This window comes from Methylobacterium sp. Leaf111, assembly GCF_001423285.1.
Lineage (GTDB): Bacteria > Pseudomonadota > Alphaproteobacteria > Rhizobiales > Beijerinckiaceae > Methylobacterium.
Window position 1 is genome coordinate 108,415 of record NZ_LMNE01000056.1, and the last position, 14,194, is coordinate 122,608.

9 protein-coding genes are annotated in these 14,194 nt (G+C 68.9%); 7 read left to right on the forward strand and 2 right to left on the reverse strand.

The features are described 5' to 3' along the window. From atzF to ASF41_RS19965, 7 genes are all read left to right on the forward strand, one after another. A complete protein-coding gene (atzF, locus tag ASF41_RS19935; protein WP_056496338.1) occupies positions 1–1,806 on the forward strand; it encodes an allophanate hydrolase in 1,806 nt (601 codons plus the stop codon). Between the two features lie 95 nt (positions 1,807–1,901). Further along, positions 1,902–4,127, forward strand: a complete 2,226-nt coding sequence (locus ASF41_RS19940) for a glycosyltransferase (RefSeq protein ID WP_056496340.1) — start codon at positions 1,902–1,904, stop codon at positions 4,125–4,127. A 100-nt stretch (positions 4,128–4,227) separates the two neighbouring features. Then, on the forward strand, positions 4,228–5,550 hold the full coding sequence (locus ASF41_RS19945; RefSeq protein WP_407067305.1) for an SLC13 family permease: 1,323 nt from the start codon (positions 4,228–4,230) through the stop codon (positions 5,548–5,550). A 165-nt stretch (positions 5,551–5,715) separates the two neighbouring features. Continuing rightward, on the forward strand, positions 5,716–6,117 hold the full coding sequence (sdhC, locus tag ASF41_RS19950; protein WP_056496343.1) for a succinate dehydrogenase, cytochrome b556 subunit: 402 nt from the start codon (positions 5,716–5,718) through the stop codon (positions 6,115–6,117). A 12-nt stretch (positions 6,118–6,129) separates the two neighbouring features. Then, positions 6,130–6,543 (forward strand): succinate dehydrogenase, hydrophobic membrane anchor protein, encoded by a 414-nt coding sequence (gene sdhD / locus ASF41_RS19955; protein WP_056496346.1) that lies wholly within the window; start codon positions 6,130–6,132, stop codon positions 6,541–6,543. 29 nt (positions 6,544–6,572) lie between these two features. After that, on the forward strand, positions 6,573–8,387 hold the full coding sequence (gene sdhA, locus ASF41_RS19960) for a succinate dehydrogenase flavoprotein subunit (RefSeq protein WP_056211230.1): 1,815 nt from the start codon (positions 6,573–6,575) through the stop codon (positions 8,385–8,387). 62 nt (positions 8,388–8,449) lie between these two features. Continuing rightward, a complete protein-coding gene (locus ASF41_RS19965) occupies positions 8,450–9,253 on the forward strand; it encodes a succinate dehydrogenase iron-sulfur subunit (protein WP_056211228.1) in 804 nt (267 codons plus the stop codon). Between the two features lie 222 nt (positions 9,254–9,475). Here the strand turns inward: ASF41_RS19965 and ASF41_RS19970 are convergent, their stop codons facing one another. Beyond that, positions 9,476–12,640 carry a multidrug efflux RND transporter permease subunit gene (locus ASF41_RS19970; protein ID WP_056496349.1) on the reverse strand — a complete coding sequence of 1,055 codons (3,165 nt, stop codon included), beginning with the start codon at positions 12,638–12,640 and terminating at the stop codon, positions 9,476–9,478. 3 nt (positions 12,641–12,643) lie between these two features. Beyond that, complete coding sequence (locus ASF41_RS19975; RefSeq protein ID WP_244472753.1) at positions 12,644–13,963, reverse strand: efflux RND transporter periplasmic adaptor subunit; 1,320 nt, start codon at positions 13,961–13,963, stop codon at positions 12,644–12,646. Positions 13,964–14,194: the final 231 nt, after the last annotated feature.

The window sequence follows — 14,194 nt, forward strand, 5'->3', positions numbered from 1 at the left end:
ATGCTGCCTACGATCCTGGACATTGCGAGCCTGCGCGCGGCCTTCGCCTCAGGCAGCCTCGACCCCGTCGGCCTCGCCGAGACCGTCGCCGAGCGGATGGCGGCCTCGCCCGACCCGGCCATCTTCATCACCCCGGTGTCGCGCGCCGACCTCGTCGCGGCGGCCCGCGCCCTGATGCAGGCGCACCCGGAGCCGAATTCCCTGCCGCTCTGGGGTCTGCCCTTCGCCGTCAAGGACAACATCGACGTGGCGGGCCTGCCCACCACCGCCGCCTGCCCGGCCTTCGCCACCACGCCCGAGCGCGATGCCGCGGTGGTGGCGCGGTTGAAGGCCGCCGGCGCCCTGGTAACGGGCAAGACCAACCTCGACCAGTTCGCCACCGGCCTCAACGGCACGCGCTCGCCCTACGGTGCCCCGCGCAGCGTGTTCAACGCCGACTTCGTTTCAGGCGGATCGAGTTCCGGTTCGGCCGTGGCCGTGGCGGCCGGGCTCGCCTGCTTCAGTCTCGGCACCGACACCGCCGGCTCCGGCCGCGTGCCGGCGGCCTTCAACAATCTCGTCGGCATCAAGCCGACGCCGGGGGCGCTGAGCACCACCGGCCTCGTTCCGGCCTGCCGCAGCCTCGACTGCATCACGGTGTTCGCGAGCACCGTCGGGGACGGCCTCGCCGTGCGCCGGATCGCCGAGGGGTTCGACCCGGCCGACCCGTATTCGCGCCCGGTGGTCCCGCATCCCCTCCCGGCGACGGGCCTGCGCTTTGGCGTGCTCGCCCCGGCCGAGCGCGAGTTCTACGGCGATGCCGAGACGGCGGCCCTCTACGACGACGCCATCGCCCGGCTGGAGCGCCTCGGTGCCGTCGCCGTGCCGTTCGACTACGCGCCATTCCGGGAGATCGCCTCCCTCCTGTATGACGGCCCCTGGGTCGCCGAGCGGCTGGCGGCGGTCGAAGCCTTCCATGCCGACCATGCCGCCGCGATGGATCCGAGCGTGCGCGCCATCCTCGACTCGGCCCTCACCTACAGCGCCGTCGACGCCTTCCGGGGTCGGTACGCGTTCGAGGCCCTGAAGCGCCGGACCGATGCGATCCTCGCCGGGCTCGACGTGCTGTTGCTGCCGACCGCGCCAACGATCTACACGGTGGCCGAGATGGCGGCGGAGCCCATCGTCCGGAACAGCCATCTCGGCCGCTACACCAATTTCGCCAACCTGCTTGGGATGGCCGCCATCGCGGTGCCGGCCGGGTTCCGCCGGGACGGCCTGCCGGCGGGCGTGACGCTGGTGGGCCCCGGCTTCAGCGACGAGGCCCTGGCGCCCTGGGCCGATGCCCTGCATCGCGACCTCGCCGGCGGCATGGGCGTCGAGCGTGCCCGCTCCCTCCCCGAAGAAGGCCGCGTTCCTGCCTCGCCCTCCGGGCAGATCCCCCTGGTCGTGGTCGGTGCGCACCTCACAGGGCTCGCCCTCAATCACCAGCTCCAGGACCTCGGAGCGACGTTCCTGCGCGCGACCCGGACGGCGCACGACTACCGGCTCTATGCCCTGCCCGGCACGGTGCCGCCGAAACCCGGCCTCGTGCGCGCGCCCGGCTTCGCGGGCCCCGGGCTCGAGGTCGAGGTCTGGGCGCTCGACCCGGCTGCCTTGGGGCGTTTCGCCGCCGCGATTCCCGCGCCCCTCGGCCTCGGCAAGATCGCTCTGGCCGATGGCGAACCCGTCTCGGGTTTCCTCTGCGAAGCCCATGCCGTCGCGGAGGCGCCGGAGATCACCCGGCACGGGGGGTGGCGTGCCTATCTCGCCGCCGGGCGCGGCTGAGGCGAGGTCCGAGGCTGCCCTTGCGAGGGCCGGCGGGCTTGCCCTAAACCCCCGGGCACGGCAGGCCCTGCGCCCGCCTCGAAGAGGATCCGGGTTTGCCGCGCACCCTACGCTGTCGCCTCGACGCCGTCAGCCAGATCGAGGCGGAGGGGACGCCCGACACGTGGCGCGCGACTGGGTCGGACCCGCATTTCCGCCTCTGGCCGCCGGAGGGACGCCGGCGCCATCGCGGCGGCTGGGTCCGCTTGCGCGCCGACCTCACCGCCCTCGACCGCACGAAGCTCGTCCCGATCCTCTACGTCGATGACGGCCAGGGGTTTCGCGAGACCCTGACCATTCCGCTGGAGGCCGATGCGACCGGCATCGACAACCTCGTGCACCTGCCGCGCCGGGTCCGGGGCCTGCGCCTCGATCCGATGAGCGGCGCCGGACGCTTTCGCCTGGGCCACGTCTCCCTGACCCATCTCGGCCCCCTCGGAGCGACCGCGGAGACCGCCCGCCGCCGCGTGCAGGCGCTGCCCGAGGCAGAGCGCGCGCCGGCCCGCCTCCTCGCCCGCCTCCGCGACGCCTGGCGCGCGAAGGGCGCCGCGGAACTCTGGCGCGACTTCCGGGCGAGCGCCCGGCCCCGCCCGGTGCCGGCCTCCTACACGGCCTGGATCGACACGGTGGAGACGCCAAGCCGCCTCAGCGTGGCGGCGATGCGGACCGAGATCGAGGGCTTCCGCTCTCGCCCCCGTATCTCCATCGTCATGCCGGTCTACAACACTCCCCGGCGCTGGCTGGAAGCCGCCATCGCCTCGGTGCAGGCCCAGGCCTATCCGGACTGGGAACTCTGCCTCTGCGATGACAACTCGCCCGACCCGCAGATCTGGCCGCTGCTCCAGGCCTTCGCGGCCGCCGACCCGCGCATCAAGCTCCATCGCCGCACCACAAACGGGCGCATCTCGGCCGCTTCGAATGACGCCATGGCCCTGGCGACCGGCACCTACCTGACCCTGATGGACCACGACGACGCGATTCCCGACAACGCGCTCTACGAGTTCGTCCGTATCCTGAACGCCGACGCGAGCGTCGACTTCATCTACTCGGACGAGGACAAGATCTCGATCGACGGGGTCCGCTACGAGCCGTTCTTCAAGCCGGACTGGTCGCCCGAAGCCCTCGAAGCCTGCATGTATACGGCGCATCTGGCGCTCTACCGGATGGACATTGTCCGCCAAATCGGCGGCTTTCGCGACGAATGCAACGGGGCGCAGGATTACGACTTCGCCCTGCGTTACACCGAGCATGTCCGCAACGTCGTCCACGTGCCGAAGGTGCTCTACCATTGGCGCGCGATCCCGGGCTCCACCGCCCAGACCATGGACAACAAGGACTACGTCATCGCAGCGGCGATCCGTGGCCTGGAGGACCGGGCCCGGCGCACCGGCGAACTCGACTTCGCCCGCTCGAGCGCGTTCAAGGGCTGTTTCGAGATGCGCCGCAAGCTGACCGAGCGCCCTTTGGTCTCCATCGTGATCCCCACGGCCGGGCGCGACAGCACCGTCGGCGGCTGCACGGTGGATCTCCTCGCCGCCTGCCTCGACAGCGTCGCCGCGACCAGCACCTATCCCGACATCGAGTTCGTGGTGGTGGACAACGGGGACCTGCGATCCGGCACGGAGGCGGCCCTCGCCCGCCACGGCGCCCGGCGCGTGACCTGGTCGGAGCCGGTCTTCAACGTGGCGGCCAAGATGAACCTCGGCGCCGCGGCGGCGAGCGGCGACATTCTGGTCTTCCTCAACGACGACATCGCGGTCATCACGCCCGACTGGATCGAGGCGATGCTGGCGCAGCTGCAGATCCCCGGCGTCGGCGCCGTCGGCCCCAAGCTCCTGTTCGAGACCGGCGAGATCCAGCATGCCGGCGTCTCGATCGTCGACGCCACCCCCGATCATGTCCGGCGCGGCTATCCCGGCGACGATCCCGGGCACTTCTTCTCCACCGTCGGCAGCCGGAACTACCTTGCGGTTACCGGCGCCTGCGTGTTGGTGCGGCGCGCGGACTTCGAGGCCATCGGCGGCTTCGATGCGGCCTTCGCCGTGAATTACAACGACGTCGACCTGTGCCTGCGCCTGCGCGAGCGCGGGCTGCGCAGCGTCTACTGCGCCCAGGCCAGCCTGTACCACTATGAGAGCCGCAATCGCGCCCGCACCGTCGACCCGGCCGAGCACCAGCGGTTTCGCGATCGCTGGGCGGCGAAGCTCCCCCGCGATCCCTATTACGGCGAATGGTTCGAGGCCCTGCCCCCGACCTTCGAGCTCGACCCGGCCCGCTTCTGAGCCTTCGCGCTTCGCGAAGGCTGGATCGGAAAACTCCGAATTGCGAACGGCTCCAAGGTAGGATCATCGTCCCGCCGGAAGAGACGGATCGGACTCGGGCATGCCGGCAGGGGCGTTCATGGGCGGGGAGGCGACGGTCTCGGTGACCGCGCTCCTGCTCGTGCTCTGCATGGGCCTCTGGGCCAGCGGCCTCATCGCAGAGATCGTCACGGCGATGCTGTTCTTCGCCGGGGCGATGCTGTTCCACCTCGCGCCCCCCGCGACGGTGTTCTCGGGCTTCGCCTCCTCGGCGTTCTGGCTCGTCCTGAGCGGCATGGTGGTCGGGCTCGCCATGACGCGCTCCGGCCTCGGCGACCGTCTGGCGCGAAGCCTGTCGGGGCATCTCTCCGCCTCCTACCCGGCCTTCGTCGCCGGGATCGTCGCCCTGTCCTTCGCCGTCGCCTTCGTGATGCCGTCCAATCTCGGGCGGATCGCCCTGCTGGTCCCGGTGGTGCTCGCGCTCTGCGACGCCTTCGGGCTCGCAAGCGGGCGCCCGGGCCGGCACGGCGCGGTCCTGGCGGTGGGACTCGCCACGCCGCTCCTCTCCGCCGCGATCCTGCCCGCCAACGTCCCGAACCTCGTCATGGCCGGCACCGCGGAGACGCAGTACGGCCTCCACATCGCCTACCTGCCCTACCTGCTGCTGCATGCGCCGGTCCTGGCCCTCGCGAAGGGCGTCCTGCTCGTCCTGGCGATCCTCTGGCTGTTTCCGGACCGGCTCGACCACGGCGAGAACGGGGCCGCCCTGGTCAAGGAACCCCTGCGCCCGGAGGCGCGGCGCCTCGCCGTGATCCTGGCCGCCACCCTCGCCTTCTGGGTCACGGACAGCCTGCACCACATCGCCCCCGCCTGGGTGGGCCTCGTCGCCGCGATCCTCTGCCTGATGCCCCGCATCGGCGTCCTGCCCGCCGAGGCCTTCGGCGCCGTGAACCTACGGACCTGCTTCTACGTGGCCGCCCTCCTGGGTCTCGTCGCCACCGTGAACGAGACCGGCCTCGGCGCTCGCCTGGGCCATGCCCTGCTCCACGTCGCGCCCCTGACGCCCGACGCGCCGGGCTACAATTTCGGGATTCTGACAGGGCTTGCGGCGATCCTGACCCTCGCGGTCACCGCGAACGGCGCCCCGGCGCTCTACACGGCGCTCGCGGGCGAAATGGCCCGGGTCAGCGGTCTCGACCTCATGGCCGTGGTGATGATCCAGGTGGTTGGCTACTCGACCCTGTTCCTGCCCTACCAGGCGCCGCCGATCGTCCTCGCGGTCGATCTCGGCAAGGTGCCACTGCGGGCGGCGACCAAGCTGACCCTGGCAACGGGGCTCGCGTCGCTCGTCGTCGTCGCACCCCTGGATTATCTGTGGTGGTGCATGCTCGGATGGCTACCATGACGCGGCGCGAGGCGAATGACGATTTGGCGCCCGTGTCGCATGTGCGCTGCGGCAAGCCGGGGTTGCGCATTGGCGCCTGCCCGCTAGCACTTTAGAGACGATCCAAATTTTTCTTGGCGCGCCTTCAAATCCCGGTGCGCCGCCCAGTCGAGGACCTTCCGCACGATGGCTCCCACCGTCCGTCCCACGGTCGCCCCGCCGCTCTCGCCCCATCTCCAGATCTACCGCTGGACCTGGACCATGGCGATGTCGGTGTTCCACCGCGTCACCGGCACCGCGCTCTACGGCGGCTCGGCCCTGGTGGCAATCTGGCTGGTGGCCCTCGCCGCGGGTCCGGGTGCCTACGACACCGTGTCCTGGTTCTTCGGCTCGATCGTCGGGCGCCTGGTGCTGTTCGTCTACACCTGGATCCTGATGCACCACATGCTGGGCGGCCTGCGCCACTTCATCTGGGACCTCGGCTACGGCTTCGACCGCGCCCAGCGCATGGGCCTCGCCCGCGCCACCCTGATCGGTTCCGTCATCCTGACCGTCCTGATCTGGGCGCTCGCCCTGACCCTGCGCTGAGGAGGCCGATCGATGGTCGACAATCGCCAGAACACCCACGTCACCATGCGTACGCCCCGCGCCCGGGTGAAGGGCCTCGGGGCTTCGGGCCACGGCGCGGGCCATTTCTGGATCCAGCGCCTGACCGCCGCCGCCAACGCGCCGCTCATGCTGGCTTTCGTGGTGGTCGTCGCCCTGATGGCGAACCGGCCCTACCCGGAGGCCGTCGCCCTGATGTCGCACCCGGTGGTGGCGCTCATCCTGATCCTCGCCGTGATCTCGGTCACGGCCCATATGAGGATCGGAATGCAAGTCATCATCGAAGACTACGTACAAGACAAGACACTCAAGCTCTTGAGCCTGCTCGCCAACAACTTCTACGCGGTCATCGTCGCCGTCGCCTGCCTGTACGCGATCCTGCGCGTCAGCCTCGGCAAGCTCGTCTGACCCGCATCTCGAACCCGAAGGATCAGCCCATGGCCACCAACGGAACCAACGGCACCCCCGCCTACACGATTAACGACCACACCTTCGACGTGGTGGTGGTGGGTGCGGGCGGCGCGGGCCTGCGCGCCACCGTGGGCTGCTCCCAGGCCGGCCTGCGCACCGCCTGCATCTCCAAGGTGTTCCCGACCCGGTCCCACACCGTGGCGGCGCAGGGCGGCATCTCGGCCTCCCTCGGCAACATGGGCCCGGACGATTGGCGCTGGCACATGTACGACACCGTGAAAGGGTCGGACTGGCTCGGCGACCAGGACGCGATCGAGTACCTCGTGCGCAACGCGCCCGCCGCCGTCTACGAACTCGAGCACTGGGGCGTGCCCTTCTCCCGCACCGAAGAGGGCAAGATCTACCAGCGCCCCTTCGGCGGCATGACCACCGATTACGGCAAGGGCACCGCCCAGCGCACCTGCGCGGCGGCCGACCGCACCGGCCACGCCATGCTGCACACCCTCTACGGGCAGGCGGTGAAGAACCATACCAACTTCTTCATCGAGTACTTCGCTCTCGACCTCATCATGGACGAGGAGGGCCGCTGCCTCGGCGTCATCGCCATCGACCAGGCGTCGGGCGAGATCCACCGCTTCCGCGCCCAGCAGACCATCCTGGCCACCGGCGGCTACGGCCGCTCGTACTTCTCGGCCACTTCGGCCCATACCTGCACCGGCGACGGCAACGCCATGGTGCTGCGCGCCGGTCTGCCCCTGCAGGACATGGAGTTCGTGCAGTTCCACCCCACCGGCATCTACGGCGCCGGCTGCCTCATCACCGAGGGCGCGCGCGGCGAGGGCGGCTACCTGACCAACTCCGAGGGCGAGCGCTTCATGGAGCGCTACGCCCCGAGCGCCAAGGACCTTGCCTCGCGCGACGTGGTCTCCCGCTCTATGACCATGGAGATCCGGGCCGGTCGAGGCGTCGGCAAGTCCAACGACCACATCTACCTGCACCTCGACCACCTCGACCCGGCCATCCTGCACCAGCGCCTGCCCGGCATCTCGGAATCAGCCAAGATCTTCGCGGGCGTCGACGTCACAAAGGAGCCGATCCCGGTACTGCCGACCGTGCACTACAACATGGGCGGCATCCCGACGAACTATCACGGCGAGGTGCTGACCCTGCGCAACGGCAACCCCGACACGGTGGTGCCGGGCCTGATGGCACTGGGCGAGGCGGCCTGCGTCTCGGTGCACGGGGCCAACCGCCTCGGCTCGAACTCGCTGATCGACCTCGTGGTGTTCGGCCGGGCCGCCGGCCTGCGCTGCGCCGAGATCGTCGAGCCGGGCGCCCGCCAGATGGACCTGCCGAAGGATTCCGCCGACAAGGCGCTCGCCCGCCTCGACCGCTTCCGCTACGCCAGCGGCGGCACCCCGACGGCGCAGCTGCGCGCCGAGATGCAGAAGACCATGCAGAACAACTGCGCGGTGTTCCGCACCGGCGAGGTGCTGGAGGAGGGCAAGACCCTCATCCACAAGGTCGCCGCCGGTATTCCCGACATCCACGTCAACGACCGCTCGCTGATCTGGAACACCGACCTCCTCGAGACCCTCGAGTTCGACAACCTGATCGGCCAGGCCGTCGTCACCATGGAATCGGCGGCCAACCGCAAGGAGAGCCGCGGCGCCCATGCCCGCGAGGACTTCCCGGACCGCGACGACAAGGAGTGGATGAAGCACACCCTCGCCTGGATGGACGACTCGTCCAAGCAGGTCAGCATCGATTACCGTCCGGTCCACACCTACACGATGTCGAACGAGATCCAGTACATCGAGCCGAAGGCGCGGGTGTATTGAGGACACCACTCCCGTCGTTCCCTGGACTGGTTCTCACGAGACGGATTTAGGCACGCCACACCATGGCTCAGTTCAATCTTCCCAAAAACTCTCAGATCACCGAGGGCAAGACCTGGCCTCGGCCCGCGGGCGCCAACAACCTGCAGGAATTCCGGATCTACCGCTGGAATCCCGACGACGGGAAGAACCCGCGCGTCGACGTATACCAGGTCGATCGCGACGATTGCGGCCCGATGGTCCTCGACGCCCTCCTGTGGATCAAGAGCAAGGTCGACTCAACCCTGGTGTTCCGCCGCTCCTGCCGCGAGGGCATCTGTGGCTCCTGTGCCATGAACATCGAGGGCCAGAACGCGCTGGCCTGCACCATGGGCATCGACGAGTGCCAGGAGCACGCCAAGGGCAAGAAGACCGGCGCGGTGCGGATCTATCCGCTGCCGCACATGCCGGTGCTGAAGGACCTCGTCCCCGACCTGACGAACTTCTTCGCCCAGCATGCGTCCATCGAGCCCTGGCTCCAGACCGAGACGCCCGCGCCCGAGGGCGAGTGGAAGCAGACGCCGGAGGACCGGGCCCAGCTCGACGGACTCTACGAATGCATCCTCTGCGCCTGCTGCACCACCTCGTGCCCGAGCTACTGGTGGAACGGCGACCGCTTCCTCGGCCCGGCGGCCCTGCTCCAGGCCTATCGCTGGCTGATCGACAGCCGCGACGAGAACACCGGCGAGCGCCTCGATGCGCTGCACGATCCCTTCCGGCTGTATCGCTGCCACACGATCATGAACTGCGCCAACACCTGCCCGAAGAGCCTGAACCCGGCCAAGGCCATCGCCGAGATCAAGAAGATGATGATCGCCCGCGAGGTCTGATACGGGCTCCGCTCGATCACAGCGGAGCGTAATTCAGGCAAGCTGGCGCGTCGTCTGGGCGAAGCCCAGATCCGCCATCCCGAAGGGATCAGCCGGATCTGGTCTGAGGCTCGGCCCCGGTCGCGACCGGACATTGGAAGAAAAGGGGCGCGCGGTCGATCGGACCGCGCGCCCCTTTCTCATGTGCGGGGCTCCCCGGTGGGCGAGCTCCGCCGCGCCGGACTACTCGGCCGGGGCGTGATGGGGCCCATGCACCGTGGCCGGCTCCGCCTCGGGCTGGATGCCCTCGGTGGCGTCCTTGCGGCGGAAGATCCGCATCACCACCACGAAGAACACCGGCACGAACAGCACCGCCAGGATGGTGGCCGAGATCATGCCGCCGAGCACGCCGGTGCCGATCGCCTGCTGGCTCTTCGAGGCGGCGCCGGAGGCGATCGCCAGGGGCACCACGCCGAAGATGAAGGCCAGCGAGGTCATCACGATCGGTCGGAAGCGGAGCGTCGCCGCCTCGATGGTCGCGTCCACCAGGGAGGTTCCCGGCTTCCAAAGGTCCTTGGCGAATTCCACGATCAGGATCGCGTTCTTGGCCGAGAGACCGATGATCGTGATGATCCCGATCTTGAAGTAGACGTCGTTCGGCAGCCCGCGCAGGTACACCGCCGCCACGGAGCCGATGACGCCGAGCGGGATGACCAGCAGCACGGAGAACGGGATCGACCAGCTCTCGTAGAGGGCGGCGAGGCATAGGAACACGATCAGGATCGAGAGGCCGAGCAGCAGCGAGGCCTGTGAGCCCGCCTGCTTCTCCTGCAGCGACTGGCCGGTCCAGGCGTAGCCGAAGCCCTTCGGCAACTGCTCCATCAGCCGCTCCATTTCATTCAGCGCGTCGCCCGAGGTGTAGCCCGGGGCCGGCTCGCCGGTGATGCGCACCGACTGGTAGCCGTTGAAGCCGATGATCTGGGCCGGGCCGACGCCCCATTTTAGGTCGGCGAAGGACGACATCGGCACCATGGTCCCGGAGGCGTTCTTCACCCCGTAGTTCAGGATGTCGGCCGCCTTCAGGCGTTGTGCGTCCTCGGCCTGAACGATGACGCGCTGCATCTTGCCCCGGTTCGGAAAGTCGTTGGTGTAGACCGAGCCGAGATTGACCTGGATGGTGTTGTTGATCTCTTCGAAGTTGACTCCGAGGGCGGCCGCCTTCTCGCGGTCGATGACGAGTTCCGCCTGGGGCGCCGGGGGCAGGCCCTCGACATAGACTTTTTGCAGGACGGGGCTCTTGCGGGCGAGCGACAGCAACTGCTCCTGGGCCGCCATCAGGGCCGAGTAGCCCTTCTGCGCGCGGTCCTGGAGGCGGAAGCTGAAGCCCGAGGCGTTGCCGAGATTGTCGATCGGCGGCGGCTCGAGGGCCTGGATCACCGCGTCCTTGTACGATGCCAAAGCCTTGTTGGTGCCCTCGATCAGCTTGGCCGCCGAGTTGTCGGCATCGCGCTCACCCCAGGGCTTCAGGGTCACGAAGGCCTGCGAGGTGACCTGTCCCTGGCCGGAGAATGAGAAGCCGTTGACGACGGTCACGGTGGCGACGCCGGGCTGCGCGAGGAGGTGTTCCTCGACCTTCTTCACCGCCGCTTCGGTGCGGTTGAAGGAGGAGCCGGGCGGGGTCTGGATGTCGACGGTGAAGAAGCCCTGATCCTCCACCGGCAGGAAGCCCTCCGGCAGGCGGAGGAAGGCGTAGCCGAGGCCGATGACCAGGGCGAGATAGACCAGCATGACCCGGCCGGAGCGCTTGATCAGCCCGGCGACGCCGCGACCGTAGCGGGCGGTCTCGCGATCCACCACCCGGTTGAACCAGCCGAAGACGCCGCCCTTCGAATGGCCGTGGCCCTTCTCGATGGGCTTGAGCAGGGTCGCGCACAGGGCCGGGGTCAGCGACAGGGCCAGCAGCGCCGAGAACGCGATCGAGGTCACCATGGCGATGGAGAACTGGCGGTAAATGATGCCGACCGAGCCGGGGAAGAACGCCATCGGGATGAACACCGCGATCAGCACCAGCGTGATCCCGATGATGGCGCCGGTGATCTGGCTCATCGCCTTGCGGGTGGCCTCCTTCGGAGAGAGGCCTTCCTCGTTCATGATGCGCTCGACGTTCTCGACCACCACGATGGCGTCATCGACGAGGATGCCGATGGCGAGCACCATGCCGAACATGGTGAGCACGTTCACCGAGAAGCCTGCGAGCAGCATCACCGTGCAGGTGCCCATCAGGGCGATCGGGACCACGATGGTGGGGATGAGCGTGTAGCGGATGTTCTGGAGGAAGACGAACATCACGATGAACACCAGCACCACCGCCTCGACGAGGGTGTGCAGCACCTTCTCGATGGAGGCCTCGACGGCCGGGGTGATGTCGTAGGGGATGTCCCACTTCACGTTCGACGGGAAGAACTGCGACAGCTCCTCCATTTTGGCGCGGATGGCCGAGGCGGTCTGGAGCGCGTTGCCGTCGGGGGCCAGGGTGACGGAGATGCCGGCGGCCTCGCCGCCGTCGAGGCGGGTCGTGAATTTGTAGTCCTCGCCACCGAGCTCGATCCGGGCGACGTCGCGCAAGCGCACGTTGGAGCCGTCGGAATTGGCGCGCAGCACGATGGCGCCGAACTCCTCCGGCGCGGTCATCTGGCCCTTCACGATGATGGGGAAGTTGACCGGGTTGTTCTGCGGGCTCGGCATGGCGCCCACGGCGCCGGAGGCGATCTGGACGTTCTGGTTCGAGATTGCCTTCGACACGTCCGAGGCGTTGAGCGAGAGACCGCGCAACTTGTCGGAATCGATCCAGATGCGCAGGCTTCGCTCGGTGGAGTACAGCGTCGCGCGCCCGACGCCGGGGATGCGGCGGATCTCATTGATGACGTTGCGGATGAGGAAGTCGCCGAGCGCGATCTCGTCCATCGACTTGTCGGGCGAGACCAGGGTGATGATCTGCAGTGTCGCGGCGGAGGCCTCCTCCACCAGGGTGCCCTGCTGGCGCACTTCGGCGGGCAGCCGGGCCTCGACGCGCTTGAGGCGGTTCTGCACCTCGACGCCCGCGAGGCTCGAATCGGTGCCAGGCTGGAACTGAGCCGTGATCTCGACGACGCCGAAGGCGTCGCTGGCCGATTCGAAGCTCAGGATGTTGGCGGCCCCGTTCAGTTCATCCTCGATGAGCCGCGTGGTGCCCGTGTAGAGGTTCTCCACCGAGGCGCCCGGATAGGCGGTCGAGAGCGCGATGGAGGGGGGCGCGATCACGGGATACTGCGCCACCGGCAATTGCGGGATCGTGAGCAGGCCGCCCAGGATGATGAAGAGGGCGACGACCCAGGCGAAGACCGGTCGGTCGATGAAGAAGCGAGCCATGGTTCAGCGCACCTGCGACACGGGCTTGGGTGAGGCAGAACTCGGTGAATCGGAATTGGGCGACGCCGAGGTCGATGACGCAGGCTTGGGCGTGCCGGGCGCCTCGGCGGCCTCGCGCTCCGGTACCTCCGTATCACGGGGCTTCGGCTCGGCGTCGGCGGTGGCGATCTTCAGCTCGACGGTCTTCACCTGCTGGCCGACGGTGATCTTCTGCACGCCTTCGACGACCACCCGGTCGCCGGCCTTCAGGCCGGAGCGGATGACCCACTGGTTGTCGACCACCGGGCCGACTTCCACGGGCTGAAGCATGACCTTGCTGTCGTCGCGCACCACCCAGACCTCGGCTTTGCCGTCGTTGGTCCGCTGGATCGCCTGCTGCGGCACCGCGAGCGCATCGGTGTCGATGCCCTGCTTGATGCGGGCGCGCACGTACATCCCCGGGAAGAGCTCGTCATGCGGGTTCGGGAACAGCACGCGCAGGGTGACCTGCCCGGTGCTCGGGTCCGCCGTGACGTCGGAGAACAACAGCTTGCCGGCCGAGCCGTAGAGCGTCCCGTCATCCATGATGATGTGAACGTTGGCCGTGTCCGCCGAGAGGCGCGAGAGCTCGCCGCTGGCGAGATCGCGGCGCAGCTTGTTCAGCTCGCCCACCGACTGGGTGATGTCGACGTAGATCGGGTCGAGCTGCTGGATGGTGGCGAGGTTGGCGGTGCCGCCCTGCTCAACCAGCGTGCCCTCGGTGAGGAGCGCGCGGCCGATGCGGCCGGAGATGGGCGCGCGGACGTCGGTCCAGTTGAGATTGAGCTTGGCCCGGTCGCGGGCCGCCTTGGCGCCGGCAACCTCGGCCTCGGCCTGCTTCAGGGCGGCGTAGGCGCTGTCGTACTGGGCCTGGCTCGCCGTCTGGCGCGAGAGCAGCTGCTCCAGGCGGTCGGCCTGCTGGCTCGCGAGGACCTGCGCCGCCTCGGTGCGGGCGAGGGCGGCCTCGGCGCTCTGCAGTTCGACCGCGAAGGGGGCCGGGTCGATCTTATAGAGGAGGTCGCCCTCCTTCACGAGGCTGCCCTGCTCGAACGTGCGCTTCACGACGAGGCCGGACACCCGCGAGCGGACCTCGGCGATGCGCAGGGGTGCCACGCGGCCGGGGAGATCCCGGACGTACGGAATCGGCTGCTCGCGGACGGTCACGATGTTGACCTCGGGGATCGGGCCCGGAACCGGCGCCGCGGCCTGCTGCTTCTGATTGCAGGCCGAGAGAGCGACCAGGACGACGCCCGCGGCGAGCGCGGTCGGCCGGGCCCCGAACAGGCGGTGGTTGAAAGACGTCACGATCGCGTCGCTCCTGCGAGATTCTGGCGGATGGCCCGCGTGGCGCAGGCCGGCATCGCCGCATTCAGGGTCCAGGGCCCCGTCGCCGCGAGCGGTCCGGGCCATGGCAAGCGCTGGGCCATGTGGCATGGCCGGGCGCGGTGGGGGCGGTGACAGGGGCCGAGGCATCGCCCGCGCCGCGGCGGCGCGGGTCGGATCGCTTAGACCTGGCCCGAATCGTCCGGTGACGAT

Bases quoted from the DNA above. Each gene is read 5' to 3' on its own strand.
- atzF (WP_056496338.1), top strand. From the start codon at position 1: ATGCTGCCTACGATCCTGGACATTGCGAGCCTGCGCGCGGCCTTCGCC.
- ASF41_RS19970 (WP_056496349.1), bottom strand. From the start codon at position 12,640: ATGGCTCGCTTCTTCATCGACCGACCGGTCTTCGCCTGGGTCGTCGCC.
- sdhD (WP_056496346.1), top strand. From the start codon at position 6,130: ATGGTCGACAATCGCCAGAACACCCACGTCACCATGCGTACGCCCCGC.
- ASF41_RS19945 (WP_407067305.1), top strand. From the start codon at position 4,228: ATGCCGGCAGGGGCGTTCATGGGCGGGGAGGCGACGGTCTCGGTGACC.
- sdhC (WP_056496343.1), top strand. From the start codon at position 5,716: ATGGCTCCCACCGTCCGTCCCACGGTCGCCCCGCCGCTCTCGCCCCAT.
- sdhA (WP_056211230.1), top strand. From the start codon at position 6,573: ATGGCCACCAACGGAACCAACGGCACCCCCGCCTACACGATTAACGAC.
- ASF41_RS19965 (WP_056211228.1), top strand. From the start codon at position 8,450: ATGGCTCAGTTCAATCTTCCCAAAAACTCTCAGATCACCGAGGGCAAG.